The following is a 25944-nucleotide window of genomic DNA, read 5'->3' as shown; positions in this document are numbered from 1 at the left end:
AACAATGATCATTCAAGCAACGGACTTAAGGAAGACCTTCACCACGAAGAGCAGAAAGGGCGTCCAGACGGTCGAGGCCGTCAAGAGTGTGGACCTCGCGGTGAAGAAGGGCGAGATCTTCGGCGTGCTCGGCCCCAACGGGGCGGGCAAGACGACCACGATCAGAATGCTCGCCACGTTGATCGTCCCCGACGCCGGCCAGGCCGTCGTCGCCGGGCACGACCTGCTCAAGGACCCCGCGGGGGTACGGCGCAACCTCGGCTACGTCTCCCAGGCCGGCGGCGTGGAGGAGGCCAGCAGCCCGCGCGCGCAGATCGTCTTCGCGGCCAAGATCTATGGCGTGGCCGACCCGGGCCGGGCGGCCGAGGACGTGCTGCGCCGGTTCGACCTGCTGGAGCTGGCCGACCGGCCGGGCCGTACCTTGTCGGGAGGCCAGAAGCGGCGGGTGGCCATCGCGCTCGGGCTGGTGCACGCGCCCCCGCTGCTCTTCCTCGACGAGCCCACCACGGGCCTGGATCCGCAGAACCGCGCCAACCTCTGGGACCGCATCCGCGAGCTGCGCGAGATGGGCACGAGCGTGCTGCTCAGCACCCACTACCTCGACGAGGCCGACGCCCTGTGCGACCGGCTGGCGATCGTGGACCACGGCGTGGTCGTGGCCGAGGGCACCCCGTCCGACCTCAAGCGCGAGGTCTCCGGTGACGTGGTCACCCTGCGCCTGGACGAGCTCGACCGCGCGGCCGAGGCACTGGGCCCGCTGGCCCGCGCCGCCCGCGTGGACGAGGACGTGCTGCGCGTCTACCTCGACGACGGCGAGCACATGCTGCCCGCCCTGCTCAGGCGGCTCGAAGAGGAGCGGCTGGAGCTGCGCTCGATCGCGCTGGACCGCTCGACGCTCGACGACGTCTTCCTCGCCAAGACCGGACGCTCGCTCAGGGACACGGGAGCCGCCGTATGATCCGCGACACCTCGCTCTTCTTCGCCTACGAGGTCAGGAACACGCTGCGCAACCCGATCTGGCCGTTGTTCGGCATCATGCAGCCGGTCATGTACCTGCTGCTGTTCGCCCCGCTGTTCGCCGGCATGGGGTTCGCCGGTGATCTCGGGCAGGCGCTGACCAGCTTCGCCCCCGGCATGCTGGTGATCACCGCGCTGTTCGGCTCGATGGGCGTGGCGTACGGCACGATCTACGAGATGCGCAGCGGCGTCCTGGAGCGCATCGCGGTCAGCCCGACCCGGCGCCCGGCGATCGTCCTGGGACGGATGCTGCGCGACGTGGTCGTGCTGGTGATCCAGTCGCTCATCGTCATGGTGGTGGCCGTGATCATGGGCATGCGGGTCGGCCCCGCCGGTCTGCTGCTGATGGTGCTCCTGCTGGCGCTCACCGGGCTGTTCTCCTCCGGCGTGGCCTACGGCCTGGCGCTGAGCCTGCGCGACGAGAACGCCATGGGGCAGATCATGCAGTTCTTCGCGCTGCCGCTGATGCTGCTGTCGGGCGCGCTGCTGCCGATGGCCTTCGGCCCGGACTGGCTGGAGAAGGTCGCCTGGTTCACGCCCTTCTACCACCCGGTCGAGGCGGGCCGCGCGCTGTTCGCCGGGAACCTCGGCGACGTCAACGTCCCGCTGGCCTTCGCCATCATGCTCGGCCTCGCCCTGCTGACCGTGACCTGGTCCGTCCGGTCACTGAGGCGTATCGCAGGGTAGCTCGGAGAAGGTTCCGGTCTCCTCGGTCATCTTCTCGTACTCCTCCAGCCGCGCCTGGGTGCGCAGCGGCGCCGCGTCGGCCATGGCCTCGACCAGGGCCATGGCCAGCGCGAGCGGCGCGGCGTGGGAGTCGAAGACGAGCCGGTCGCCGACCGGGGCGTCGAGCACGACCTCGGCGGGAAAGTCCGGCCGGTCGGTGATGACCGCCGTGCGCAGCCCCGCCTTCTCGGCATATTCCAGAGCCTGTACGGCTTCCGCCGGATACCTGGGCAGCACGACCGCCAGCACCCACCCCGCGCCCGCGCGGCGCGCCGCGTGCAGCCCGTCGATCAGCTCGGAACCGCCGTGGACCAGCAGCCGCACGTCGGGGTGGATCCGGCGGGCGTAGTAGCCGAACGTGGTGGCGAGGCCCGACGACACCCGCAGCCCCAGCACCGGCAGCGGCTCGGTGGCGGCCAGCGCCTCGCCCAGTTCCTTGATCGGCAGGGCGCTCAGCCGCTCGCGCACGGCCGACAGGTTGCGGATCTCGTCGTCGAGCGCGGTGCGGATCAGCGAGTCCTCGGCGGGGCGCGGCCCGCCCAGCACGAGTGGCCGCAGGGCCTGCTTGAGCTCGGGATACCCGGCGAAGCCCAGGACCATCGCGAACCTGGTGACCGACGGCTGGCTGACCCCGGAGCGCTCGGCCAGTTCGACGCTGGACAGGAAGATCGCGTCATCGAGGTTCTCGGACAGGTAATGCGCGATCCGGCGCTGCACAGGCGACAGGCGCCGCCCGTCGAGCAGCGCCTCAAGCCCGGAATGCGTCACGCCACCTCCAACGCCGTCACTCATGCGATCCCATCCCGCGTATCCCGAAATGTGGGCACCACTTGGCCGGTCAGGCGGGCCTTGTGGCGGCGAGCACGCCGTCCGACGTGGGAAGCGCCCGGCGATCGGGCGCTTCCCACGGCGGCGGGAGGCGGTGGGGCGGCGGAGCCGTAACGGATCATCGGGAGTTCGAGGACTCCCTCATCGGGATGCGGACACCGCGCTCGTCGGCGACCGCGGCCGCCTCCTCGTAGCCCGCGTCGACGTGCCGCATCACGCCGGTGCCCGGGTCGTTGGTGAGCACGCGGCTGACCTTCTCCCTGGCCAGCGCGGTGCCGTCGGCCACGGTCACCTGGCCGGAGTGGATGGAGCGGCCGATGCCGACACCGCCGCCGTGGTGGATCGAGACCCACGCGGCGCCGGAGGCGGTGTTGAGCATGGCGTTGAGCAGCGGCCAGTCGGCGATGGCGTCCGATCCGTCGGCCATGGCCTCGGTCTCCCGGTACGGCGAGGCCACCGAACCACTGTCGAGGTGGTCGCGCCCGATGACGATGGGCGCCTGGAGTTCGCCGCTGGCCACCATGTCGTTGAAGCGTTCGCCGGCCAGGTTCCGCTCGCCGTACCCGAGCCAGCAGATGCGCGCGGGCAGGCCCTGGAAGTGGACCTTCTCCCCGGCCTTGCGGATCCAGCGGGCCAGTTGCTCGTTCTCGGGGAAGAGTTCCAGGATGGCCCGGTCGGTCTTGTGGATGTCCTCGGGCGAGCCGGACAGCGCCGCCCAGCGGAACGGGCCCTTGCCCTCGCAGAACAGCGGCCGGATGTAGGCGGGCACGAAGCCGGGGAAGTCGAAGGCGCGGGAGTAGCCGGCGAGCTGGGCCTCGCCGCGGATGGAGTTGCCGTAGTCGAAGACCTCGGCGCCGGCGTCCTTGAAGCCGACCATGGCCTCGACGTGCTTGGCCATGGACTCGCGGGCCTTCCGCGTGAATCCCGCGGGGTCCTTCTCGCGCGCGGCGGACATGTCCTCGAAGGCGATCCCCTGCGGCAGGTACATCAGCGGGTCGTGCGCCGAGGTCTGGTCGGTGACGATGTCGATCTCGGCGCCGCGGGACAGCAGGTCGGGCAGGGCGTCGGCGGCGTTGGCGACGACGCCGATGGACAGCGGGCGGCGCTCGTCGCGGGCCTGGTAGGCCAGGCGCAGCGCCTCGTCCAGGGAGGACGCCTCGACGTCGAGGTAGCGGTGTTCGATGCGCCGGGAGACGCTGCGCGGGTCGCAGTCGACGCAGATGGCGACGCCGCCGTTCATGGTGACCGCGAGGGGCTGGGCGCCGCCCATGCCGCCGAGCCCGGCGGTGAGCGTGATCGTCCCGGCGAGCGTGCCGCCGAATCGCTTGGCGGCCACTGCGGCGAACGTCTCGTAGGTGCCCTGCAGGATGCCCTGGGTGCCGATGTAGATCCAGGATCCGGCGGTCATCTGGCCGTACATGGTGAGGCCGGCCGCCTCCAGCCTGCGGAACTCCTCCCAGTTGGCCCAGTCGGGCACCAGGTTGGAGTTGGCGATGAGGACGCGGGGCGCCCACTCGTGCGTGCGGAACACGCCGACCGGGCGGCCCGACTGCACCAGCAGCGTCTCGTCGCCCTCAAGCGTGGTCAGCGTGCGGACCATCGCGTCGAACGAGGGCCAGTCGCGTGCGGCCTTCCCGGAGCCGCCGTAGACGACCAGTTGCTCGGGATGTTCGGCGACCTCCGGGTCCAGGTTGTTCCGGAGCATCCGGAGCGCCGCCTCTTGCGGCCATCCTTTGGCGGTCAGCGTGGTACCTCTGGGCGCGCGCACGACCCGGCTCATGAAGCTCTCCTCTGAGTGACACTGAATGAACATATTCACCTATGTCACTCGAAGAGTACAGGTCAGCAGTGATAGCTGGGAGTCACCTTGACGGCTTCGTTCCGGCCGGCGTCGATCACCGCGGAGGCGGCGATGCAGCGGCCCTTGCCGTACACCTTCACCGGGCCGGCGTACTTGGCGTTGGCGATCTGGATGGACCCGCAGGAGAGGGAGCCGGAGGTCTTGACCGCGAGGTGCTCGATACGGTTGCCCACGCACTGGCCGGTCGCCGCCTGGGCCGGGGCGGACCCGAGGGCGGCGGCCGGACCGGCCAGGAGCAGGACCGTCATTGCCATTCTCTTCACTCGTACAACAGACAAACGTCCCGATATCTCACTAGCTCACCAGGAACTGGGTCGCGGCCAGCTCGCGGTAGAGCTCGTCGGCGCCCACCAGTTCGTCGTGGGTGCCCATGGCCCGCACCTTGCCCGCCTCCATGACCACGATGCGGTCGGCGTTGGTGACGGTCGACAACCGGTGGGCGATGACCAGCACGGTCGTCTCCTTGGCCACCTCGGCGATGACCTCGCGCAGGCGCAGCTCGTTGACCGCGTCCAGCTGCGAGGTGGCCTCGTCGAGCAGCAGCAGCCGGGGCTTGCGCAGCAGCGCGCGGGCGATGGCCACCCGCTGCCGCTCGCCGCCCGACAGCAGGACGCCCCGGTGCCCGACCGGCGTCTCCAGCCCCTCCGGCAGCCGGGAGACCAGGTCGTCGAGCCGCGTCCGCCGCACCGCCCGCCACAGGTCGTCGTCGGTGGCGTCCTCGGCGGCGAACAGCAGGTTCTCCCGCAGCGTCCCGGCCAGCACGGGCGCGTCCTGCTCCACGTAGCCGAGCGTGGCGCGCAGGTCGCCGAGCGGCCAGTCGCGGATCTCCCTGCCGCCGACGGCGATCGTCCCGCCCTGGTGGTCGTAGAAGCGCTCCAGCAGCGCGAAGACCGTCGACTTGCCCGCTCCGGACGGGCCCACGAGCGCCGTCAGGCCCCCGGGCGGCACGTCGAACGTGACGCCGTGGTGCACCTGTTCGCGGTCCTCGCCGTACTGGAAGGTGACGTCCTCGAAGGTCACGCCGACCGGCGCGCCCTCACGGACCGTCGGGGCCGAGGCGGGCTCGGCCGGCAGGTCCTCGATCTCGCGGATGCGCTTCAGCGCGGCCAGGCCGTTCTGCAGCTGCACGGCGCCCTCGACGAGCTGGCCGATCGGCGCCACCAGGTAGAAGAGGTAGAGCAGGAACGCGATCAGCGCCGAGACCTCGAGCGTGCCCCCGGCCACCCGGGCGCCGCCGACCGCCAGCACGCACAGGAACGCGATCTGGACCGCCATCCAGGTGGCCACTCCGGCCAGTGAGGTCCAGCCCGCCACCTGCAGGCCGCGGTCGCGGGCGCGTACCGCCGCCTCGCCGACGACCTCGACCTCGCGCTCCTCCGCGCCGCTCGCCTTGACCGTGCGGTACGCCTGCAGCGCCCGGTCGAGCACCGCGCCCATCTCGCCCACGGCCTCCTGCGCCTGGTGCTGGGCCTTCTGGATCTTCGGCATGACCAGCGCCACGAGGCCGCCGATGACGACGATGACCAGCAGCGTCACCAGCAGCAGGATGCCGTCCATCGCGGCCATCATGACGATCGCGCCGACGAGCATGAAGACGGAGCCGATGGAGTCGACGATGCCGTTGGTCAGCACCGAACGCAGCAGCGTCGTGTCGCCGGTCACCCGCGACAGCAGGTCGCCGGGCTTGAGCCGGTCCACGTCGGCCACCCGCAGCCTGAGCAGGCGGTCGACGAGCTTGCGCCGCGCCCCGAGGACGATGCCCTCACCGGTGCGCTCCATCAGGTAGCTGCCCCCGGCCGAGACGACCGCGCCGACCAGCACCGCGACCGTGAGCCCGATCAGCGGCGCGGCCATGGACTGCTTGGCGCCGAACGCGTCGACCACGTACTTGGCCAGCAACGGCATGGCCAGGCCCGCGATCGAGCCGATCAGGCTGAGTACGCCGCCCAGCACGAGGATCCCCCGATGCGGCCTGAGGTACCCGATCAGCACCTTGAACGGCGCCTTTCCCCCTGCGTCCTCGTCCATAGTTCCCCTTTCCGGAATTTCCGATAACTCCAACGAACGAACGGCTCAATCCGTACCCGTCAACCTAAATTGACGACCTAAGTATGTCAACTTTGATTGACTTCTCATCCCCGAGGAGGAGTCGCGCGAATAGGGCGTCGAGGAACCCGGCCGGAACCTCAGCCAGGACCAAGACTGAAAGGACCGAACATGGAGCTCCGGATCAACCGGCGCGCCCTTGTCGGACTGGGCGTTGCGGCGGCACTGACCGCCTCCTCGTTCGCCCTGCTCCGTACCGACACCGGCACGGCTTCCTCGCACCGCGAGGCACCGGCGATCTCGGGCGACCCGCGTAACGACAACACCGACGTCTACGCGTTCGTCAGCCCCGACAAGCCCGACACCGTCACCCTGCTCGCCAACTGGATCCCGTTCGAGGAGCCCCAGGGCGGCCCCAACTTCTACTTCTTCGACACCAAGTCCCGCTACAACATCAAGATCGACAACGACGGCGACGCCAAACCCGACATCACCTACCAGTGGACCTTCCGCGACGAGGACAAGCGCGGAAACACCACGTTCCTGTACAACGACGGGCCCGTCACCTCGCTCAACGACCAGAACCTGCTCTACCGCCAGCGCTACACGCTCAAGCGGATCACCGAGAGCGGCACCAGCACCATCGTCGCCAACGGCGTCGTCGCCCCCAGCAACGTCGGGCCCGCCTCGATGCCCGACTACGGCACGCTGCGCTCGCAGGCGATCACCAACATCCCCGGCGGCAAGACCTTCGCCGGGCAGTCCGACGAGGCGTTCTTCCTCGACCTGCGCGTCTTCGACCTGCTGTACGGCGGCAACCTGTCCGAGGTCGGCCAGGACACGCTCAAGGGCTACAACGTCCACACGCTCGGCCTGCAGGTCGCGGCCAAGGACCTGGCGCTCAAGTCCGACGCCAAGCGCAACCCGGTCATCGGCGTGTGGTCCACCACCGACAAGTGGGGCCCCGACGGCTACAAGCAGGTCTCGCGCCTGGGCGAGCCGCTGGTCAACGAGCTCGTGGTGCCCGCCGGGCTGAAGGACGCGTTCAACGCCCTGCCCCCGGAGAAGGACGCCGACGTCCCGGCCGTGGTCAAGCGCGTCACCGACCCCGAACTGGCCAGGCTCCTCGAGTCCATCTACGGCATCAAGGCCCCGGCCACCCCGCGCAACGACCTGGTCCAGATCTTCCTGACCGGCATCGCCAAGGGCAACGGCCCGATCATGGCCGACCTGAACTCGCAGTCGCTCAACAAGGACGCGGGCAAGCTGCGTCCCGCCGAGATGATGCGGCTCAACATGTCGATCCCGCCCACGAAGGACCCGAACCGGCTCGGCGTGCTCGCCGGTGACCTGCAGGGCTTCCCGAACGGCCGGCGGCTCAGCGACGACGTCGTCGACATCGAGCTCCAGGCCGTGGCCGGCGCGGCGGTGACCGGCAAGCTCATCCCGGCGCTGACCGACAAGGTCGACCAGAACGACAAGACGTTCGGCGCCACGTTCCCGTACATCCCGCTGCCCAGCAATGTCGCGGTGAACCAGCGATAGGCCACCACCCGGCCGCTCCTCCTCTCCGGGAGCGGCCGGTCCCCTCGGCGGGCGACACTCCCGAACGCCCGCCGTCCGACCGGCCGGCCGCTCCCCGTCGCGGCCGGCCGGTCATCTCCACTCCCGCCCGTAGCGGCCCGGCCGGTCGTCCCCACTCCCCGGCCCGTAGCGGCCGGTCTGTCATCTCCATCCCTGAACGGAGCCACCCGCCATGCGCTGGATCGTCGCGCTCGCCCTGGCCGGAGCCCTGGCGCTGACCGCCTACGCGGTGCTCGCCCCGCCGGCGCCCTCGGCCGAACAGCCCGCCGTGTTCACCGAGACGCTGCAGGCGCGCCTGGCCCGGCTGCCCGGCGACTACCGTTCCTGGGCCCAGCTCGGCATGGAGCAGATCGAACAGGCCAGAACCACCGGCGACCCCGCCTACTACCCGAAGGCCGAGGGCGCGCTGGCCAAGGCCGCCGCGCTCGCGCCACGCGACGACGCCGTCCTGACCGGCCGCGCGGCCCTGGCCGCCGGCCGCCACGAGTTCAAGCAGGCGGTACGGCTGGCCGAGCAGGCCATCTCCGTCAACGCCTACAGCTCGACCGCCCACGGCATCCTGGCCGACGCCCTCACCCAGCTCGGCGACCTGCCCGGCGCCCAGCGCGCCGTGGACAAGATGCTCGCCCTGCGCCCCGGGGTGCCGTCGTTCACCCGCGCCTCGTACGCCGCCGAGTTGCGTGGTGACACCGCCTCGGCGACCGAGCTGATGCGGCTCGCGCACGAGGACGCGTACCTGCCGGCCGACCTCGCCTACACCCGCTACTACCTGGGCGAGCTGTCGCTGCGCTCCGGCGCGCTGCAGGAGGCCGACCACTGGTACACGCGGGCGCAGCAGGCCATGCCCGCCTACGTGCCCGCGATGGCCGGACGCGCCCGGGTCGCCGCCCTCTCCGGCCGCCTCCCCGAGGCGCTGGACCTCTACCAGACGGTCGTGAACCGGCTGCCTCTGCCCCAATACCTGCTCGAACAGGGCGAGACCCGCATCAAGGCCGGGCTGCCCGCCGATTGGACGCTCCTGAGGGCCCAGCGGCGCCTCTACGAGGATGCCGGCGTCCGCGACGCCCTGACCTGGGCGGAGTTCGAGGCCTACCACGGCTCGCCGGACGCCGCCGTCCGCCTCGCCCGCGCCGAGTACGCCGACAACCGCAACGCGGTCGCCGCCGACGCGCTGGCCTGGGCGCTGCACCGGGCGGGGCGCTCGCGGGAGGCGCTGCCGTACGCGGAGAAGGCGACGGCGAGCGGGTGGCGCAACGCGATCCTGCACCACCACCGCGCCGAGATCGAACGCGCGCTCGGCCGCCGCCCCTCCTCCATCCCGGCCAAGCGCCTGAACCCGGCCTTCGACCCGTCCCTGCCCGCCCTTGCGAGGTTCTCGTGAGCATGATCGCGTCGCTGGTGCTGTCCGGCGCCCTCCTGGCCCATCCGCTGGGCAACTTCACCGTCAACCACCACAACGGGCTGCGGGTTCTTCCCGATCGGGTCGAGAACACCGCCGTGGTGGACCTGGCCGAACTGCCCACGCTGCAGGCGGGCGACGGGGTGTCGGCCGCCGCGGAGTGTGCCGCGCTGGCGCGGGCTCAGCGCCTGGTCGTCGACGGTACGGCGGTGCCGTGGCGGGTCGCCTCCGCGGCCTTCGCGTTCACCCCTGGGCAGGGCGGGTTGCGGACCAGCCGGTTGACCTGCGAGCTGACGGCCGACACTGGCGACATTTCCGGCGGCGTCACCTTTGAGGACATTTATCAGCAGGAAAGGATCGGCTGGCGGGAGATCACCGCCGTGGGGGAAGGCGTCCGGCTCTCGGGCTCGAACGTCGGCACGACCAGCGTGAGCGACGAACTCCGCCGCTACCCGGACGACCTCCTGTCCAACCCCCTGAACCAGCGCACCGCCACCTTCACCGCCACCCCCGGCTCCTCCCCCGCGACCGGTGAGCCCGGTCCGAGCGGGCCGCCGACCAGCGGCGGGCTCGCGGCGCCCGCGATCGGCGGGCCCATCGGGGAGGCGCTCGCCTTCGTGGACCGGACCTTCACCGATCTGATCGGCGCCGACGGCCTCACCCTGCCGCTGGGGCTGCTCGCGGTGTTGCTGGCGGTGCTGCTCGGCGCCGGGCACGCGCTGATCCCCGGACACGGCAAGACCATCATGGCCGCCTACCTGGCCGGTCGCAGGGGCCGCCCGCGCGACGCGCTCGTGGTGGGCGCCACGGTGACGGCCACCCACACGGCCGCCGTCCTGGTGGTGGGGCTGCTGCTGAGCGCGTTCACCGCTTTGGCCGGGGAGTCGATGCTGTCCTGGCTCGGCGTGGCCAGCGGGGTGCTGATCGCCGCCATCGGCATCAAGCTCCTCACCTCCCGCAACCCCACCCACGGACACGGGCACGGACACGGCCACGGACACGGCCACGGCCACGGACACGGGCATGGACACGGGCATGGACACGGGCATGGGCCCGAGACGGGGTATCGGAGGCGCGGGTTGGTGGGACTGGGGGTGGCGGGCGGGCTGGTGCCGAGCCCTTCGGCGCTGATCGTGCTGCTGGGGGCGATCGGGCTGGGCCGTACCTGGTTCGGCATCGCGCTCGTCGCCGCCTACGGCCTGGGCATGGCGGCCACCCTCACCGTCACCGGCCTGCTCCTGGTCAAGCTGGCCGACCGCCTGGAACGCCGCGCCGCGGCCGGTCACCGCATCGCCGCCCGCCTGTCCGGCCTGGCCCCGGTCGGCACCGCAGCGATGGTCATCCTCCTGGGCGCCGGCCTGGCCATCCGCTCGGCGACAGGCGTCCTCTGACAGCGGCCCCATGGACGCCCGGCTAGATGACGCCCTCGCGGGCGGCCGTGGCGGCGGCGTCGGCCGCGCGTTCGGCGTCGCGTTCGGTGACCGGCTCGTGGGTGACGAACAGCCGGTAGTAGATGGGGGCGACGGCCATCCTGACCACGTCGGCGGCGTCGGTGCCCGGTGGAAGCTCGCCGCGCTCGACGGCTCGCTCGACCACCGTGGCCGCCTGTTCGTGGCGGGCCACGAAGAAGTCGTGCAGCGACCGGGCGGCGCCGCCGCTCTGCACGGCGGCCGCCACGAACGCGGCGGCGATCGGCCCGGCCACCGGGTCGGCGAACCCACTGCGCACCAGCCGGGCGATCTCCCGCAGATCCTCGCGGAGTGAGCCGGTGTCGGGCACCGGCCACGGCTCCCCCCGCGCGAGCTCCAGCGCGTCGGCGATCAGACCTTCGGCGTTTCCCCACCGGCGGTACACGGTCGTCTTGTGAACGCCCGACCGGAGCGCCACGTTCTCCACCGTCAGCCCGGTGTAACCGTGTTCGGCCAGTTCGGTGAGCGTGGCCTGCCGTACGGCGTCACGTACGCGAGCACTGCGACCTCCGGGGCGTGCAGTCGTCAAAGTCTACTCCAGTTGCATTAGCCGTCCGAGCCGTGCTACTTTAACGCTACATAAGTTGCGATTGGAGTGCCACTCTGACCACACAGCTCACCCTCAAGGGAGTCTCGAAGGCATACGGCGAACGCCGCGTACTCCACCAGATCACCTTCAGCGTCCGCCCCGGCGAGCGCATGGGGATCGTGGGCGAGAACGGTTCCGGCAAGTCCACGCTGCTCCGGCTGATCGCCGGGGTGGAGACGCCGGACGACGGCGAGGTGACGGTGTCGGCGGCCGGTGGCGCCGGCTATCTGGGCCAGACCCTCGGACTGCCGGGCCAGCACACCGTCCAGCAGGCCGTCGACGCCGCCCTGGCCGAGCTGCGCGCCCTGGAACGCGGCATGCGGGAGGCCGCGGAAGCGCAGGAGATGGACAGGTACGGCGACCTGCTCATCGCCTTCGAGGCCAGAGGCGGCTACGAGGCCGACGCCCGCGTCGACAAGGCGATCCACGGGCTCGGCCTGGCGCGGATCGAGCGTTCACGCGTGCTGTCGAGCCTGTCGGGCGGCGAGCAGGCGCGGCTGGGTCTGGCCTGCGCGCTGGCGGCTTCGCCGGAGATCCTGCTGCTCGACGAGCCCACCAGCCACCTCTCGCTCACGCTCGTCGAAGAGCTCGAACAGGCACTCGACGGCTACGGCGGAGCGCTCGTGGTGGTCACCCACGACCGGGCGCTGCGACGCCGCTTCACCGGCACCGAGATCTCCCTTCAGGAAGGCCACCCATGTTGATCGACGGTTCTCCCTACGGCGTCACCACCGGCCCCGATGACGCCCTGTGGTTCACGCTGGTCCATGAGGGCCGGATCGGGCGGGTCACGCCGGGCGAGGCCCCCGCGATCTTCCAGCTCGACCCCGCCGACGGCGGGCCCACGGTGATCACCACGGGCGTCGACGGCGCGCTGTGGTTCACCGAGTTCACCGGCGGCCGGATCGGCCGCGCCACCGTTGACGGCACGATCACCGCCTTCGAGGCGGCCTCGCCGTACGGCATCACATCAGGCCCCGACGGGGCCATGTGGTTCACGCAGCTGCAGGGCGACCGGATCGGCCGCATCACCCCGGACGGCGAGATCACCCACTACCCGCTCGCGGCGGAAGGCGCGATGCCGTCGATGATCGTGGCAGGGCCGGACGGCGCCCTCTGGTTCACCCTCAACCAGGGCAACGCGATCGGCCGCATCACCGTGGACGGCAAGGTGACGCATTACGCGCTGCCCACGGCGGACGCCGCCCCGGTGGGCATCTGCGCCGGTCCGGACGAGGCGCTGTGGTTCGTGGAGATCGGCGCGGGCCAGGTGGGCCGGATCGACGCCTCCGGCGCGGTCACCGAGTTCCCGCTCCTCGATCGCGCCGCCCGGCCCCACGCCATCGTGACCGGCAGGGACGGCGCCCTCTGGTTCACGCAGTGGGGCTCCGGCACGCTGGGCCGTATCACGACCGAGGGCCTGATCGAGGAGTTTCCCCTGGAGGGCGCCGAGCCGCACGGCCTCACGGCCGGGCCCGACGGCCGGATCTGGGTCGCGATGGAGTCCGGTGCCCTGGTACGTCACCCGGTCAGCTCGTCGGGTCGCGTGTAGACGTCCTTGCCCAGTTCCCTGGCGACGCTGACCATGTGGTCGGCTCCGGCGGAGGGGCCGCCGATGCGGAGCACCGCGTCGCAGCGGGCCAGCAGCCGTTCGGCGACGGGATGGAAGATCTCGTCATACAGCGCGTCACCCACCCGGGTGCTTCCCGCGGTCTCCAGCAGTGGCAGGGCCAGGGCCTCGCCGGTGACCGGCAGGTGACCGGCGCGGAACAGCTTCAGGGCGACCTCGTTCATGGCGTCGACGTTCGCCTGAAGTTTGGCGGGGTCGTCCCCCGTGCCCGATCGGTAGGGTCCGGCCACGAGGATCATCAGCGGGCTCACAGGGTGGTCTCCTTCTCAGATCAGGACGGTGTCGACACCGGCCTCCCGCAGCGCTGACAGCGTCCGCGGGCCTCCAGGATGAGTGGCGGTGTCCTGCGCGGCGGCGTCGGTGACGAAGCGCTCCACGGCGCCGAGCGGGGCGACCTGGCTGAAGGCGCGCACGCCGAGCTTGGTCGCGTCCGCGACGGCGATCGTCCTCGTGGCCTGGGCCAGCCCGCACTGCTTGACGGCGGCGTCGTCCACGGAGAACTCCGACCAGCCGTGCTCGGCGTGCACCCCGCCGATGGACATGACGAAGAGGTCGAAGGCCAGGGACTGCAGGGTGCGCAGGGCCAGCGGCCCGACCAGGGACCGTTCACCCGGCCGGGACCGGCCGCCGGCGATCAGCAGCTCGATCCCCGGCCGGTCGGCCAGGAGCGCGGCCGCCTGAAGGCTGAGCACCGTCACGGTCAGCGGGGCGCGGGCCGCCAGGTGCTCGGCGAGGTGGGCGGTGGTCGTCCCCGCGTCCAGGAGCACGTGTGAACCCGGCGGGACCATCGCGGCCGTGGCCGCCGCCAGCCGGTCCTTCGTCGCCGCCTGCCACGACTGCCGCGTGTCGAAGCCGGCCCCCTCCTCCGGAAGGCGGGAGGGGACGGCTCCGCCGCGCACCCGGCGTATCAGACCACGGCTTTCCAGCGCGTCCAGATCCCGGCGGACGGTCATCTCCGAGACGCCCAGGCGCCGGGACAGCTCCGCGACGGAGACGCGGCCGGTGCCCTGCACCAGCCGCAGGGTCAGATCCAGGCGGCTCATGCCCTCATTTCTACCATATTTGTGTTCTAACGAACATCGATGTGTTCGGTCAGGCCGTAGTAGACGCGTGGCGCGCCGTCCAACCGGATCTTGACCTTGCCGTCGCACGGGGTGAGCCGTCGCTCCCTGCCGATGCAGTCCAGCACTCTGACGGGGCCGCCAGCCGCGGCCACGTGCACGTCGGTCTTGGTCGGCCAGCCGTCGATCCACGGTTCCGGCGCGGCGAACCACCCCGAGCCGGGCTCGTGGTCGGCGTTGAGCAGATAGCCGTCCTTGCGGCTCCACAGGATCGAGACCGGCCCCTCCGGGGTGCTGAACAGGAGCCCCTTGAGGTCGGGGTCGGCGAAGGTCAGCCGGCGGGTGAACGTCGCCTGGTCCAGGACCTTGGCCGCGGTGGCGTAGGCGAGCATCGAGGGTTTGGCGCTGGTGTCGCGGTTCATGAGCCCGAAGTGGTACTCGGGGTTGGCCGGGTCGGCCATCTGCGGCTTGCCGAGGACGCTGTCGTGCAGCTGGTACCAGTTCACGCAGCTCACCCCCTCGGCCATGGCCAGCGCGAGGGTGAGCAGGACGTTCTCGGCGGCCTGCCGGTAGGTGTCGTGCCACCAGCTGTTCGGCTTGGTGCAGGCGTAGGCCTCGGTCAGCCACAGCTCCTTGTCGCCGTAGTCGGCGATCACCTCGCGGGCCTTGCGCAGGCTTCCGAGGAAGTTCCAGTACGAGCCGTTGTTCCCCTGCGTCCACTCCTCCGGCGGCGGCGCGTAGTCGGGGGTGAAGTTGCCCCGGCCGGGGTGGAAGGCGAAACCGTCGATGAGGTCCCAGCCGCCGGCGTCGCGGAAGTTCTTGGTCCAGACGTAGTCCATGCCGGCCAGGCCCGCGTTGAGCACCTTGGTCGGCGCCCCGGCGGCGGTCAGGCGCTCGCGGACCGGACGTAAGCCGTCCCGCACGTACACGGCGGCGGTCTCCCCGCTCATCCACGGCTTGTTCACCTCGTTGGCGACCTCGAAGTAGTCGGCCCGCGAGCCGATCGCCTTCTGGGTGTTGGTGTCGGCCCAGGCGGCGACCTGGGCGGGGGTGCCGCCGAGGGGGATGCCCGCGAGCTCGATGTTGTGCTCGATCCCCGCGGCGTCCAGGGTGGCGGGCGGCAGGCCGGGCCCGCCGTCGTAGGAGATGCGCACCCGCTTGATGCCGATGCGCCGCATCAGGCCGACGACCGCGGCCGCGTCGGGCTTGAGCAGCCAGGGGTAGTTGGCGATGCCGAACATGCTGTCGGCGCCCGCCCGGTAGGTGTACGGCGGCAGCACGGTGAGGTTGGTGCGGGCGAACGCGCTGTCGGCGCCGGCGGTGGCCTTCACCTCGGTGAACACGATCCCGTGCGACGGGGAGGTGACGGTGAAGGTCTGCTTCCACGCCGATCCGGCGGCGACGGTGCCGGTGACGCTGCCCGAGCCGAGCGTCCGGCCGTCGAAGTCACGGGCCCACCACGACAGCTTCACGGTACGCGCGGCGCTGCCGCCGTTGGCCACCTCCGCGTGCAGGGCCATGGGCTGGCCGCCGCCGTCCCACAGGCTGAAGGGCTGGTCGGTCCAGACCTCCACGCCCAGCGGCAGTCCCGCGCCCATGGTGCCGCCCGCCGCCGGCCGGATCGAGCCGAGCGCCAGATCGGCCTCCGTCACCGCCCCGCCGGCCGCTACCGTGCCCGGCGCGTGAATCCAGGTGGCGTTGGTCCAGGCCGGGGTGGTGCCGCCGAGCCGGAAGTAGCCGCGGGTGCCGGCCCAGGTCTCCTGGTAGACGACCCCGGCGTTGGTCTCGTAGGGCACGCCGCCTCCGGCGTCGCGGTTCCATCGGGTGAGCGCCGTGAACGACTCGGGCTCGGTGGGCGCGATGACCGTACGGCCGAGCATGAAGCCGGCCGGGATCAGGGTGGCCGGGCCCGTGACCTCCCAGCGCAACCGCGCCCGGTTCGGCGCGACGCGGAAGACGCCGCGGACGGTGATCCCCTGCGCCGCGGCGGGAAGGGTGTAGTCGACCTGGATGGCCTGGGCGCCGTCCGGGAGCGTGACGAGCGACGCGGTACCGCCGGTGGTTCGCTGGATGCCGGCGACGGAGTCCTTCGCCATGAATCCGGTGAGCCGGATCCGTTCGACGCCGGCGCCGTCCTTGACGGTGATCGTGCCGTCGGCCGCGGCGGCGAGCGTGATGCCGTCGGCGGCGATCGACGGGGTGCCGGCCTCGGCCGCGGTCGCGGGAAGCAGGGCTCCTGCGAGCCCTGCGGCAACGGCTCCGCCGAGGAATCGGCGTCGGGGGATGTCGGCCATGAGGATCCCTTCCAGTCACCTAATGCGAATTAGGTGAGAGGTGTACTCCTGCCGTAACCCGGGTGTCAAGCGTTTGACATCTGCCCGCGATAACGGCTTAGATGCCGCCTAATACGCATTAGGCGAAGGGAAGTTGCCCATGGATGTCTCCACGAGGTGGCGTCTGGGGATGGCCGGAGCGCTCGTGCTCGCCGCCGCGACGTCAGGCTGCTCGTCCGGCACCACGGAAGGCGACCCGGGCAAGACCACGATCACCGTGGCGGGCATGCCCCCCACGACCGCGGCGAAGACCCGCAAGCAGTTCCTGGACGCGGTCGCCGCGTTCGAGAAGGCCAACCCCGACATCAAGCTCAAGCCGACCGACACGCAGTGGGACGCCAGGACGTTTGCGACCAGGCTGGCCGGAGGCAACGCCGAGACGGTGCTGACCGTACCGCTGACCGAGCCGCCCGGACTCATCGCCCGCCGGCAGATCGCCGATCTCAGCGCCGAGATCAAGACCCTGCCGCACGCGACCGACTTCGACCCCCGCGCGCTGGCCCCCGCGACCGGCGCCGACGGAAAGATCTACGGCCTGCCCGTCACCGAGTACGCGCTGGGCCTGGTCTACAACCGCGCCCTGTTCACCAAGGCCGGGCTGGACCCGGACAAGCCGCCCGCCACGTGGGACGAGGTCAGGACGGCGGCGAAGAAGCTCGCCGGCTCCGGCGTCGCGGGCTACACCCAGATGACGGTCAAGAACACCGGCGGCTGGATCCTCACCGCGATGACCTACTCCTTCGGCGGCCAGATGGAGAAGAAGGAGGGCGACAAGTACGTCCCGTCGCTCCTGGACGGCCCGGCCGAGCAGGCGCTGCGCCACCTGGCCGCGATGCGCTGGCAGGACGACTCCATGGGCGCCAACCAGCTGCGTACCCAGCAGGACGCCGAGCGCGACTTCGCGGCGGGCAAGATCGGCATGATGATCGGCACCGTCAACAGCTACAACCGCTACACCACCCTGTACTCCGGCAAGCCGGACGACTTCGGCATCACGGCACTGCCCCAGCAGGCCGGAGCGAAGGCGACGCTGCTGGGCGGCCTGGTGGCGGCGGTCAACGCCAAGGCGACCCCCGAACAGCGCGCCGCCGCGGTGAAGTGGATCGACTACTACTACCTGAAGCCCAACTACGACCCGGCGGCGGCCGAGCAGCTGGCCGTCGCCAACGCGGCGGACAAGCTGGCCGTCGGCCTGCCCACACTGCCCTTCTACGGAACCACGGTGTCCGGTCCGGTGAACGCCGCGATCGCCAAGCACTCCAACATCCCGGTGTCCAACTTCACCCCCTACGTGAGGGACACCGACAAACTGGAGTACCTGGTGGAGCCCCCGGTCGCCGCCCAGGACCTGTACGGCGCGCTCGACACCGCCGTGCAGGCCGTGCTGACCCGCAAGGACGCCGACCCCCGCGACGAGCTGACCAAAGCGGCGGCGCGGGTCGCGCCCCTGCTCGAGAAAGCACAGTGACCCGGCGTCCTGGCCTCGCGGCGGCGCTGTTCCTCATCCCGACGGTGCTGGTGTTCGGCCTCTTCTCCTGGTGGCCGATCGTCCGCAGCGTGGTGCTCGGATTCCAGCGGACCAACCTGGTCGAGGCGGCGGCGTTCGCCGGTCTGGACAACTTCCGCACCCTGCTGGCCGACCCGCTGCTGGGCACGGCGGCGGGCAACACACTGCTGTTCACCGGTCTGGCCCTGGTGATCGGCTTCCCGGTGCCGATCGTCCTCGCGGTGCTGATGTCGGAGCTGCGCCGCGGCTCCGGCCTCATGCGGGTGCTGGTCTACCTGCCGGTGGTGGTGCCGCCGGTGGTGGCCGTCCTGATGTGGAAGTGGTTCTACGACCCGGACTCCGGGCTGTTCAACCAGTTGCTCGGGCTGGTCGGGCTCGGGCCGTACCCGTGGCTGCAGTCCACGAGCATGGCGATGCCGAGCCTTGTCCTGGAGGCGACCTGGGCGGGCGCGGGTGGCGCCGTGCTCATCTATCTGGCCGCGCTGTCGAGCGTGCCGGTCGAGCTGTACGAGGCCGCCCAGCTGGACGGGGCCTCGATCCCGCGCAGGATATGGCACGTGACGCTGCCGCAGCTGCGGCCCATCCTGCTGATCATGCTGCTCCTGCAGGTGATCAACACCTTCCAGGTGTTCACCGAGCCGTTCGTGCTGACCGACGGCGGGCCCGAGGACTCGACGGTCACGGTGCTGCTACTGATCTACAGATACGCGTTCGTCAACGGCGACTACGGCGCCGCCGCAGCGCTGAGCGTGAGCCTGGCCGTGGTGCTGGCCCTGCTGTCCGCCGTGTACCTGCGGCTGACCAGAACCTGGGGGACCAAGTGATCTCGGAGGCGGAACGGCGCAGCCTGCGTGGGCGGCTGTCCACCATCCAGGTGCTGCTGATCGTCGCCCTTCTGCTCGAAGGCGCGGGCCCGATCTACTGGATCTTCAAGGGCGCGATCTCCTCCACCCAGGAGTCACTGCGCGATCCGCTGGCCCTGTGGCCCGCCGAGGCTCGCTGGTCGAACCTGGCGGAGGCGTGGACGACGCTGGAGGTCGGCCACTACCTGACCAACACCGTCGTGCTCGTCGCGGGCTCCTGGTTCACGCAGCTGTTCGTCGCGGCGACCGGGGCGTACGCGCTGTCGATCCTGCGGCCCTCCTACGGCAAGTACGTCTACGGCGCGGTCCTGGCCACCCTGTTCCTGCCCGCCACGGTCTCGATGGTCTCCCTCTACCTGACCGTCCTCGACCTGGGCATCGCCAACACCCCGCTGTCGGTGTGGCTGCCCGCCGGCGCGCACGCCTTCAACGTCCTGCTGGTCAAGCAGTTCTTCGACGGCATCCCCCGCGAGCTGTTCGAGGCCGCCCGCCTCGACGGCGCCGGGCCGTGGCGGATCTTCACCAGCGTGGTGCTGCCCATGTCCCGCCCGATCCTGGCCGTGGTCTCCCTGCTGGCCGTCATGAACGCGTGGAAGGACTTCCTCTGGCCCATGATCGCCATCACCGACACCGAGAGCCAGCCGCTGGCCGTGGCGCTCCCCCGGCTGGCCGACACCTCGGACCAGGCCCTGCTGATCGCCGGAATGCTGATCGCCATCATCCCGCCCGTCGTGGTGTTCCTGGTCTTCCAGCGGCAGATCATCCGCGGCATCGCCTTCACCGGGCTGAAGGGATGAGGGTTCTGGTCACCGGCGCGGCCGGCCGGCTCGGCTCCGCCGTACTCGCGGAGCTGGCGGAACATCACGTGACCGCGCTCGTCGAGCGGGACCCCGGCCCGATCGCGGCCGAGCGGGTGGTCGTGGGTGACGCGCGCGACCCCGCCGCCGTGCGCGCGGCGCTGGAGGGGGCCGACGCCGTCGTGCACACCGCGGCGCTCGCCTCTCCCGAGGTCGCCGCGCCCGAGGTGGTGTTCGCCGCCAACACTCAGGCCACGTTCGTGGTGCTGAACGAGGCGGGCGAGCAAGGGGTACGGCGGGCGGTCATCGCCAGCAGCCTGTCGATCACCGGGCTGCCGTTCGCCGGATCGCGCCAGAGCCCGGCGTACCTGCCGCTCGACGTGCACGTGCCGCCGCTGATCGAGGACCCCTACGCGCTGTCCAAGCAGGTGGACGAGGCCACCGCGGCGATGATGGGACGGCGGCACGGCATGACCGTCGCCGCGCTGCGTTTCCCGTTCCTCGGCGACCGGGCCAGGCTGGCCGCGCGCGCCGCGATGCTGGCCGGGAACCCGGCGGCGGGGGCGGCGGACCTGTGGAGCTATCTGGACCTGCGCGACGCCGCCCGCGCCTGCCTGCTCGGGCTGACCGCCCCGCTGGAGGGCGCACCCGCCTTCTACCTCGCCGCCCCGGAGACGCTCATGTCCACTCCCACGCGAGAGCTGATCGCGGCCCACCACCCCGGCGTCCCGTGCCGGGCGGAGCTGCCCGGCAGAACCGTGGCCATCGACCTGGAACCCGCCAGACGGGTGCTTGGATTCACCGCCGAGGAGCTTCTTCCATGATCATGCCGGAGACACAGGCGCCGTGGCCGGCCGGGGACGGGCTGCGCGTCACCGGTGTACGCACGATCGTCACCGCTCCCGGCGGCGTACCTCTCGTCGTCGTCCGCGTCGACACCTCCGAGCCCGGTTTGTACGGCCTGGGCTGCGCCACCTTCACCCAGCGCTTCCACGCCGTGGTGGCCGCGATCGAGCAGCACGTCGCGCCCATGGTCATCGGGCGGCATCCGGCCGACATCGAGGACATCTGGCGCATGCTGCACTACTCGTCGTACTGGCGTGGCGGGCCCGTGCACAACAACGCGCTGTCCGGCATCGACCAGGCGCTCTGGGACATCGCGGGCAAACGGTTCGGCGTCCCGGTCTACGAACTCCTGGGCGGCCGGGTCCGTACGGCCGCCGCCGTCTACACCGGCGCCAGGGGCGGCGAGGTGGAGGAGTCGATCGAGCGGGCCGCGGCGCTCGCCGAGCAGGGCTACCGGTATGTGCGCCTGCAGTTCGGCGGCCCCGGGATCGGCACCTACGGAGGCACCGGCACGCCCGGCGGATACCCGGGCAGCCCCCATCCGGACGGCTGGGACGTCGGCCGGTACCTGCGCGACACGCCCCGCTTCTTCGAGCGCGCCCGTTCGGTCCTGGGCGAGGAACTCGGCCTGCTGCACGACGCGCACAACCGGCTGACGCCGAAGGAGGCGGTGGTGCTGGCACGCTCGCTGGAGCCGTACCGGCTGTTCTTCCTGGAGGACCCGCTCGCGCCCGAGCACTTCGACCGGCTGCCCGAGGTACGCGCGGCCGCGCCGATGCCGATCGCGTCGGGAGAGCTCGTCTCCTCGGTGACCGGCGCTGCGCGCCTCATCACCTCCGGCGGCGTCGACTACCTGCGCCTGCACGTCTCGACGGTCGGCGGGCTGACCCCGGCGCGCAAGCTCGCGGCGCTCTGCGAGCTGAGCGGGGTGCGCACCGCCTGGCACGGGCCGCCGGACGTGTCGCCCGTGGGCGCGGCGGCCAACGTCACCCTCGACGTGACCAGCCCGGCGTTCGGGATCCAGGAGGCGCACGTCTACCCGGAGACGGTGCACGAGGTGTTCCCGGGAACGCTCAGGACGGTCAACGGGTACCTGACGCCGTCGGACCGGCCCGGCTGGGGCATCGACCTCGACGAGCGGGCCGCCCTGCGCCATCCGCCGAAGACGCATCTGCACGAGCGATGGGCCGCGCAGGTCCGGCGACCCGACGGCGGGATCGAGGCTCCGTGATCTACTATTTCTTGGGGGGTATGTCATGAGATCGAGCGGTCGCCCTCGTCAGGCGGACATCGCTCGGCTGGCCGGCGTCTCACAGCCGACCGTGTCGCTGATCCTGAACGGCGGCGCCGCCGCCGTCGGCATCGCCGAGGAGACCCAACGCAAGGTCATGGAGGCCGCCGAGCGGCTCGGCTACGTGCCCGACCCGATCGCCACCCGCCTGGCCGCCGGGCAGAACAACCTCCTCGGCCTCTACACCTTCACCTCGACCTTCCCCACCGAGATGTCCCACGCCTACTACCCGTTCCTGGTGGGCATCGAGGAGGAGTCGGCGGTCCAGGGCTACGACCTGCTGATGTTCATAGCCTCCAGCATCACCGGCGAGCGCCCGCACGCCCAGGTGCTCAACCGGGTACGCCTGGCCGACGGCTGCCTGTTCCTCGGCCGGCACCTGCCCGTGCCGGAGATGGACCGCCTGCTGGCCACCAACCTGCCGATCGTCTACATAGGGCGGCACGACGACTTCGGCGACCGCCTGCCCTACATCGGCGCCGACTACGTGTCGGCGAGCGCGGCCGTGGTGCGGCACCTGGCCGGGCTCGGCCACGAGCGCATCCTGTACGTGCGCGAACCCGACGAGGCGATCACCTCGATCGACAGGGAGACGGGCTTCCGCGCCGGCATGGACGCGTGCGGGCTGCCGGCCACGGTGGTGCGCACGGACGGCGCCGACCTGACCGCCGACCGGCTGCGGACCTGGCACGACCAGGGCATCACCGCGATCGTCACCGAGGCCACCGACACCGACGCCGCCCACCTCGCGCTGCTGGCCGCGGCGCGCGAAGCGGGGTACCGGTTCCCCGACGACCTGTCTCTGGCCACGCTCGGCGACCCCTCCGCCGGTCCCGGCGGGCTCACCGGCTTCGCCGTACCGCGTCGTGAGATGGGCGCGGCGGCCGTCAGACTGCTCGCCCAGCTCATCGCGGGAGACCAGGACGTCTCCCGGCGCCAGCTCCTGGCCTGCTCGCTTGAGCCCGGCCAGACCGCGGCGTCCCCGCGCTGACACCCCTTTTACCCCTTTTGGAAGGCCGCACCATGCCCGAAATCAGAACAGACATCCTTGTTGTCGGCGGTGGGCTCGGCGGCGTCGCCGCGGCCCTGGCCGCCTGCCGCGCCGGGCAGAACGTCGTTCTCACCGAGGAGAGCGACTGGATCGGCGGGCAGCTCACCGCGCAGGCCGTGCCACCGGACGAACACCCCTGGATCGAGAGTTACGGCGCCACCGCCAGCTATCGCGACCTGCGCGCCTCGATCCGCGACCACTACCGGCAGTGGTACCCGATGACCGGCGGCGCGCGCGACTGGCGGCACCTCAACCCGGGCGCCGGATATGTCAGCAAACTGTGCCACGAGCCGGGCGTATCGCTGGCCGTACTGCGGGCCATGCTCGCCCCGCACCAGTCCGCCGGGCGGCTGCGCGTCCTGCTCGAACACCGTCCTCTCGACGTGGACGTGGACGGCGACCGCGTCACGGCCGTCACGCTACGGGACACCCGCTCGGGCGACTCGCTCACCGTCACCGCCGCGTACGTCCTCGACGCGACCGAGACCGGTGAACTGCTGCCGCTGGCCAAGACCGAATACGTCACGGGCGCCGAGGCGGGGCGCGAGCACGACGAGCCGCACGCGCCGGACGAGCACCAGCCGCTGAACATGCAGGGCATCACGTACTGCTTCGCCGTGTCCCACCACGACGGCGAGAACCATGTCATCGACCGCCCGGCGGACTACGCGTTCTGGCGCGACTACCGGCCGGACTTCTGGCCCGGCCCGCTGCTGGGCTTCAGCGCGCCCGACCCGCGCACCCTGGAGCCGGAGGACCGCTGGTTCGACCCCAACCCGGCGGGCGACCCGCGCGGGGTGCTCGCCGACCAGAGCGCCCAGTCGGGGGACAAGGACCTGTGGATGTTCCGCCGGATCCTCGCCCGCGACCTGTTCGATCCCGGTTTCGCCGCTTCCGACATCACGCTGGTCAACTGGCCGCTCAACGACTACTGGCTCAAGCCGATCATCGAGGTCGACCCCGGCACGGCCGCGCGTGCCCACGCGGAGGCGAAGCAGCTGTCGTTGTCCCTGCTCTACTGGTTGCAGACCGAGGCGCCCCGGCTCGACGGCGGCACCGGCTTCCCCGGGCTCCGGCTCCGCCACGACGTCGTCGGCACCGCGGACGGCCTGGCCAAGTCCGCCTATGTCCGGGAGTCGCGGCGCATCCGCGCCCGCACCACCGTGACCGAGCACCACGTCTCGCGCGCCATCGTCGGCGAACGGGGCGCGCTACGCCACCACGACTCGGTCGGCGTCGGCGCGTACCGCATCGACCTGCACCCCTCGACCGGAGGCGACAACTACATCGACATCGCCAGCGTGCCCTTCGAGATCCCCCTGGGCGCGCTGCTGCCGGTCAGGATGCGCAACCTGCTGCCCGCCGCCAAGAACCTCGGCACGACCCACATCTCCAACGGCTGCTTCCGGCTGCATCCCGTGGAGTGGAACATCGGCGAGGTCGCCGGGCATCTCGCCGCGTACTGCCTGCGCCGAGGCACCGAACCGCACAAGGTCGGAGAGAACCAGACGCACCTGGCCGACTTCACCGCCGGCCTGGACGCCGCCGGAGTCGAACGCCACTGGCCCGCGCCCACCGGCTACTAGCCGGGGTCACACCTGTCCTCGGCGCTTCCTGGTGGAGGGGAGATCGTGCCGTCCCGAGACGAACTCCTGGAACGCGATCTTCGCGCGGATCACCGGACGGCGCCAGCGGTCCTCCCGGTGGATGGCCCTGGCGAGCTTGCGCGGGTTGCGCCCGGCGAAGAACCAGTGCGCCCACGGGGAGCCGGGACGCGCCAGCCGTACCGCGCTGACGACCAGGACGAGCGGGACGAACAGGCCCACGAGACCCGTCCAGATCTTGCCCTTGAGCAGGGTCACCACCGCGAGCACGAGGTTGCAGACGATCACCAGCGTGGTGTCGGCGAGGCCCCAGAGGTCCACGACCAGAGGCCGAAGCCCGATCAGCAGCAGTCCGGTCACGGCGATCGCGATGAAGACGGCGTCGACGGAGGTTCGTCCCTCTTCCTCCCAGTACACGTCGTGCAGGTGCAGGATCAGCGCGAACTCGTCCAGCACCAGCGCCGAACCCACCCCGAAGATCGAGGCCGCCACCGCGAACCACAGCTGCGACGCCGTCGCCACGACCAGCCCGGTGACGCCGCCGATCAGCATCAGCACGACCCCGAACACCACGTGGTGGATGTGCATCTCGCCGACGCTGACGTTGCGGAACCATCCGATCTTGGCTCGGATCAGCCGGACGTTGATGCGCACGAAAACGAAGGCGCCGATGAGCGCGACGAAGAAACAGAACAGCGGTAGCCGCCCCGTCGCAACGATGCTGTGCTCGAACCAATACCCCATAGCCCTGAAACCGATGGTACGAGCAGTTCATTGCACCTTGCGCGACGGCTGGGTCACTTGGGCGGTTTGTAGGCGTTTGGCGAGTTCTTTGGTGACTTCGCGGTCGGCGAGCGAGAGCCGTACCCGCTGCTCGGACTCCGCGAACGTGGGCGGCTCGCCCGTGAGGTCCTTCACCAGCTCGTCGTAGTGGGCGCGGACCCGCTCGCGCGGCAGGTCCAGGCGGTCGGCCAGCGCCTTCCTGAGCTCGGCGGCCCGCAGGCCGGCGAAGGTGTACTCGTCGTAGGACGGCACACCGGGCAGCGGGCGGCCGGACGCGCGGGCCTGTTCGCGGCGGCGGTTCTCCGCCGCCAGCGCCGCCGCGAAACCCGCCTCGCTGACATCGGCGAGCAGGCCTTCCTCACGCGCCCACAACCGCAGCACCTTGTCCTGTACGGCCAGCGCCAGCCCCTCGGCCCGCAACCGGTCGGGCGGGACGGCGCCTCCGTTGGCCGCGGCGACGCCGGCCCGAGCGGTGTTCATGCCCCGCTCCAGCTCCGCCCGGACCACCGGCTCCCCCTCGACCAGCACCACCACCTCCTTCTCCTTAGGTGGTGGTGGCGGGGTGAGGGAGCAGGCGGTGACGAGCATCGCGGTGACAGCCAGAGCAAGAACCCACCACCAGCCCAGACCGGAGGGCCCTTGTCGCTCAGGCTGCCGCC

24 protein-coding genes are annotated in these 25944 nt (G+C 71.1%); 14 read left to right on the top strand and 10 right to left on the bottom strand.

The window, feature by feature from the left end:
* The first annotated feature begins 4 nt into the window (after positions 1–4).
* Positions 5–958 carry an ATP-binding cassette domain-containing protein gene (locus ACIBHY_RS12965; RefSeq protein ID WP_397253468.1) on the top strand — a complete coding sequence of 318 codons (954 nt, stop codon included), beginning with the start codon at positions 5–7 and terminating at the stop codon, positions 956–958.
* On the top strand, positions 955–1704 hold the full coding sequence (locus ACIBHY_RS12960) for an ABC transporter permease (protein WP_397253466.1): 750 nt from the start codon (positions 955–957) through the stop codon (positions 1702–1704). The genes ACIBHY_RS12965 and ACIBHY_RS12960 overlap by 4 nt, the downstream gene beginning before the upstream one ends.
* Here the strand turns inward: ACIBHY_RS12960 and ACIBHY_RS12955 are convergent.
* From ACIBHY_RS12955 to ACIBHY_RS12940, 4 genes are all read right to left on the bottom strand, one after another.
* The gene (locus ACIBHY_RS12955; protein WP_397253464.1) at positions 1681–2511 is read right to left on the bottom strand and encodes a MurR/RpiR family transcriptional regulator; all 831 of its coding nucleotides are present in this window, start codon (positions 2509–2511) and stop codon (positions 1681–1683) included. The two genes, ACIBHY_RS12960 and ACIBHY_RS12955, sit on opposite strands and share 24 nt — an antisense overlap.
* Before the next feature lie 178 nt (positions 2512–2689).
* The gene (gene hutU / locus ACIBHY_RS12950) at positions 2690–4351 is read right to left on the bottom strand and encodes a urocanate hydratase (protein ID WP_397306741.1); all 1662 of its coding nucleotides are present in this window, start codon (positions 4349–4351) and stop codon (positions 2690–2692) included.
* Positions 4352–4413: 62 nt separating this feature from the next.
* Positions 4414–4680 (bottom strand): hypothetical protein, encoded by a 267-nt coding sequence (locus ACIBHY_RS12945; RefSeq protein WP_397253460.1) that lies wholly within the window; start codon positions 4678–4680, stop codon positions 4414–4416.
* Positions 4681–4726: 46 nt separating this feature from the next.
* On the bottom strand, positions 4727–6460 hold the full coding sequence (locus ACIBHY_RS12940; protein ID WP_397253459.1) for an ABC transporter ATP-binding protein: 1734 nt from the start codon (positions 6458–6460) through the stop codon (positions 4727–4729).
* 189 nt (positions 6461–6649) lie between these two features.
* Here ACIBHY_RS12940 and ACIBHY_RS12935 point away from each other — a divergent pair, with 189 nt between their 5' ends.
* The 3 genes from ACIBHY_RS12935 to ACIBHY_RS12925 all read left to right on the top strand — a co-directional run bounded on the left by ACIBHY_RS12935 (position 6650) and on the right by ACIBHY_RS12925 (position 10852).
* A complete protein-coding gene (locus ACIBHY_RS12935; protein ID WP_397253457.1) occupies positions 6650–8023 on the top strand; it encodes a DUF4331 domain-containing protein in 1374 nt (457 codons plus the stop codon).
* A 211-nt stretch (positions 8024–8234) separates the two neighbouring features.
* Positions 8235–9443, top strand: coding sequence for a tetratricopeptide repeat protein (locus tag ACIBHY_RS12930; protein WP_397253456.1), 1209 nt, complete (start codon positions 8235–8237; stop codon positions 9441–9443).
* Positions 9440–10852: a nickel/cobalt transporter gene (locus ACIBHY_RS12925; RefSeq protein ID WP_397306740.1), complete on the top strand. Its 1413-nt coding sequence runs from the start codon at positions 9440–9442 to the stop codon at positions 10850–10852. Before ACIBHY_RS12930 ends, ACIBHY_RS12925 begins: the two co-directional genes overlap by 4 nt.
* Positions 10853–10874: 22 nt before the next feature.
* Here ACIBHY_RS12925 and ACIBHY_RS12920 read toward each other — a convergent pair whose 3' ends face one another.
* Entirely contained in the window at positions 10875–11459 is a 585-nt protein-coding gene (locus tag ACIBHY_RS12920) for a TetR/AcrR family transcriptional regulator (RefSeq protein WP_397253452.1), read from the bottom strand.
* Positions 11460–11509: 50 nt separating this feature from the next.
* On the opposite strand from ACIBHY_RS12920, the gene ACIBHY_RS12915 reads away from it, so the two are divergent.
* Positions 11510–12223, top strand: coding sequence for an ATP-binding cassette domain-containing protein (locus tag ACIBHY_RS12915; protein ID WP_397306818.1), 714 nt, complete (start codon positions 11510–11512; stop codon positions 12221–12223).
* Entirely contained in the window at positions 12217–13071 is an 855-nt protein-coding gene (locus ACIBHY_RS12910) for a virginiamycin B lyase (RefSeq protein ID WP_397306739.1), read from the top strand. Before ACIBHY_RS12915 ends, ACIBHY_RS12910 begins: the two co-directional genes overlap by 7 nt.
* On the opposite strand, the gene ACIBHY_RS12905 is transcribed toward ACIBHY_RS12910, so the two are convergent.
* Genes ACIBHY_RS12905 through ACIBHY_RS12895 form a run of 3 tightly spaced genes read right to left on the bottom strand, consistent with a single transcriptional unit; the run spans position 13041 to position 16504 of the window.
* Positions 13041–13400 carry a hypothetical protein gene (locus ACIBHY_RS12905; protein WP_397253448.1) on the bottom strand — a complete coding sequence of 120 codons (360 nt, stop codon included), beginning with the start codon at positions 13398–13400 and terminating at the stop codon, positions 13041–13043. The two genes, ACIBHY_RS12910 and ACIBHY_RS12905, sit on opposite strands and share 31 nt — an antisense overlap.
* A 15-nt stretch (positions 13401–13415) precedes the next feature.
* Entirely contained in the window at positions 13416–14192 is a 777-nt protein-coding gene (locus tag ACIBHY_RS12900; protein WP_397253447.1) for a DeoR/GlpR family DNA-binding transcription regulator, read from the bottom strand.
* 26 nt (positions 14193–14218) lie between these two features.
* On the bottom strand, positions 14219–16504 hold the full coding sequence (locus ACIBHY_RS12895; protein WP_397306738.1) for a hypothetical protein: 2286 nt from the start codon (positions 16502–16504) through the stop codon (positions 14219–14221).
* Positions 16505–16643: 139 nt separating this feature from the next.
* Here ACIBHY_RS12895 and ACIBHY_RS12890 point away from each other — a divergent pair, with 139 nt between their 5' ends.
* The 7 genes from ACIBHY_RS12890 to ACIBHY_RS12860 are packed head-to-tail and all read left to right on the top strand — an operon-like array spanning position 16644 to position 24484.
* Positions 16644–18011, top strand: coding sequence for an ABC transporter substrate-binding protein (locus ACIBHY_RS12890; protein WP_397253444.1), 1368 nt, complete (start codon positions 16644–16646; stop codon positions 18009–18011).
* Positions 18008–18874: a carbohydrate ABC transporter permease gene (locus ACIBHY_RS12885; RefSeq protein WP_397253442.1), complete on the top strand. Its 867-nt coding sequence runs from the start codon at positions 18008–18010 to the stop codon at positions 18872–18874. The genes ACIBHY_RS12890 and ACIBHY_RS12885 overlap by 4 nt, the downstream gene beginning before the upstream one ends.
* A complete protein-coding gene (locus ACIBHY_RS12880; protein WP_397253440.1) occupies positions 18871–19710 on the top strand; it encodes a carbohydrate ABC transporter permease in 840 nt (279 codons plus the stop codon). Before ACIBHY_RS12885 ends, ACIBHY_RS12880 begins: the two co-directional genes overlap by 4 nt.
* On the top strand, positions 19707–20534 hold the full coding sequence (locus ACIBHY_RS12875) for an NAD-dependent epimerase/dehydratase family protein (RefSeq protein ID WP_397253438.1): 828 nt from the start codon (positions 19707–19709) through the stop codon (positions 20532–20534). The genes ACIBHY_RS12880 and ACIBHY_RS12875 overlap by 4 nt, the downstream gene beginning before the upstream one ends.
* Positions 20531–21787 carry an enolase C-terminal domain-like protein gene (locus ACIBHY_RS12870; RefSeq protein ID WP_397253436.1) on the top strand — a complete coding sequence of 419 codons (1257 nt, stop codon included), beginning with the start codon at positions 20531–20533 and terminating at the stop codon, positions 21785–21787. The genes ACIBHY_RS12875 and ACIBHY_RS12870 overlap by 4 nt, the downstream gene beginning before the upstream one ends.
* Before the next feature lie 25 nt (positions 21788–21812).
* Positions 21813–22838 (top strand): LacI family DNA-binding transcriptional regulator, encoded by a 1026-nt coding sequence (locus tag ACIBHY_RS12865; protein ID WP_397306737.1) that lies wholly within the window; start codon positions 21813–21815, stop codon positions 22836–22838.
* Between the two features lie 32 nt (positions 22839–22870).
* Entirely contained in the window at positions 22871–24484 is a 1614-nt protein-coding gene (locus ACIBHY_RS12860) for an FAD-dependent oxidoreductase (protein WP_397306736.1), read from the top strand.
* 6 nt (positions 24485–24490) lie between these two features.
* On the opposite strand, the gene ACIBHY_RS12855 is transcribed toward ACIBHY_RS12860, so the two are convergent.
* Both ACIBHY_RS12855 and ACIBHY_RS12850 read right to left on the bottom strand, forming a co-directional pair.
* Positions 24491–25246 carry a hypothetical protein gene (locus ACIBHY_RS12855; RefSeq protein WP_397253430.1) on the bottom strand — a complete coding sequence of 252 codons (756 nt, stop codon included), beginning with the start codon at positions 25244–25246 and terminating at the stop codon, positions 24491–24493.
* Between the two features lie 27 nt (positions 25247–25273).
* Positions 25274–25819 (bottom strand): hypothetical protein, encoded by a 546-nt coding sequence (locus tag ACIBHY_RS12850; protein WP_397253428.1) that lies wholly within the window; start codon positions 25817–25819, stop codon positions 25274–25276.
* Positions 25820–25944: the final 125 nt, after the last annotated feature.

The sequence above is a fragment of the Nonomuraea sp. NPDC050547 genome, assembly GCF_044457345.1.
In the GTDB taxonomy this organism is placed as follows: Bacteria; Actinomycetota; Actinomycetes; order Streptosporangiales; family Streptosporangiaceae; genus Nonomuraea.
The sequence above is the reverse complement of the archived record's forward strand: the minus strand, read 5'-3'. Positions and strand labels throughout refer to the sequence as shown.

Bases quoted from the DNA above. Each gene is read 5' to 3' on its own strand.
- ACIBHY_RS12965 (WP_397253468.1), top strand. From the start codon at position 5: ATGATCATTCAAGCAACGGACTTAAGGAAGACCTTCACCACGAAGAGC.
- ACIBHY_RS12960 (WP_397253466.1), top strand. From the start codon at position 955: ATGATCCGCGACACCTCGCTCTTCTTCGCCTACGAGGTCAGGAACACG.
- hutU (WP_397306741.1), bottom strand. From the start codon at position 4,351: ATGAGCCGGGTCGTGCGCGCGCCCAGAGGTACCACGCTGACCGCCAAA.
- ACIBHY_RS12945 (WP_397253460.1), bottom strand. From the start codon at position 4,680: ATGACGGTCCTGCTCCTGGCCGGTCCGGCCGCCGCCCTCGGGTCCGCC.
- ACIBHY_RS12940 (WP_397253459.1), bottom strand. From the start codon at position 6,460: ATGGACGAGGACGCAGGGGGAAAGGCGCCGTTCAAGGTGCTGATCGGG.
- ACIBHY_RS12935 (WP_397253457.1), top strand. From the start codon at position 6,650: ATGGAGCTCCGGATCAACCGGCGCGCCCTTGTCGGACTGGGCGTTGCG.
- ACIBHY_RS12930 (WP_397253456.1), top strand. From the start codon at position 8,235: ATGCGCTGGATCGTCGCGCTCGCCCTGGCCGGAGCCCTGGCGCTGACC.
- ACIBHY_RS12910 (WP_397306739.1), top strand. From the start codon at position 12,217: ATGTTGATCGACGGTTCTCCCTACGGCGTCACCACCGGCCCCGATGAC.
- ACIBHY_RS12900 (WP_397253447.1), bottom strand. From the start codon at position 14,192: ATGAGCCGCCTGGATCTGACCCTGCGGCTGGTGCAGGGCACCGGCCGC.
- ACIBHY_RS12895 (WP_397306738.1), bottom strand. From the start codon at position 16,504: ATGGCCGACATCCCCCGACGCCGATTCCTCGGCGGAGCCGTTGCCGCA.
- ACIBHY_RS12890 (WP_397253444.1), top strand. From the start codon at position 16,644: ATGGATGTCTCCACGAGGTGGCGTCTGGGGATGGCCGGAGCGCTCGTG.
- ACIBHY_RS12875 (WP_397253438.1), top strand. From the start codon at position 19,707: ATGAGGGTTCTGGTCACCGGCGCGGCCGGCCGGCTCGGCTCCGCCGTA.
- ACIBHY_RS12870 (WP_397253436.1), top strand. From the start codon at position 20,531: ATGATCATGCCGGAGACACAGGCGCCGTGGCCGGCCGGGGACGGGCTG.
- ACIBHY_RS12865 (WP_397306737.1), top strand. From the start codon at position 21,813: ATGAGATCGAGCGGTCGCCCTCGTCAGGCGGACATCGCTCGGCTGGCC.
- ACIBHY_RS12860 (WP_397306736.1), top strand. From the start codon at position 22,871: ATGCCCGAAATCAGAACAGACATCCTTGTTGTCGGCGGTGGGCTCGGC.
- ACIBHY_RS12855 (WP_397253430.1), bottom strand. From the start codon at position 25,246: ATGGGGTATTGGTTCGAGCACAGCATCGTTGCGACGGGGCGGCTACCG.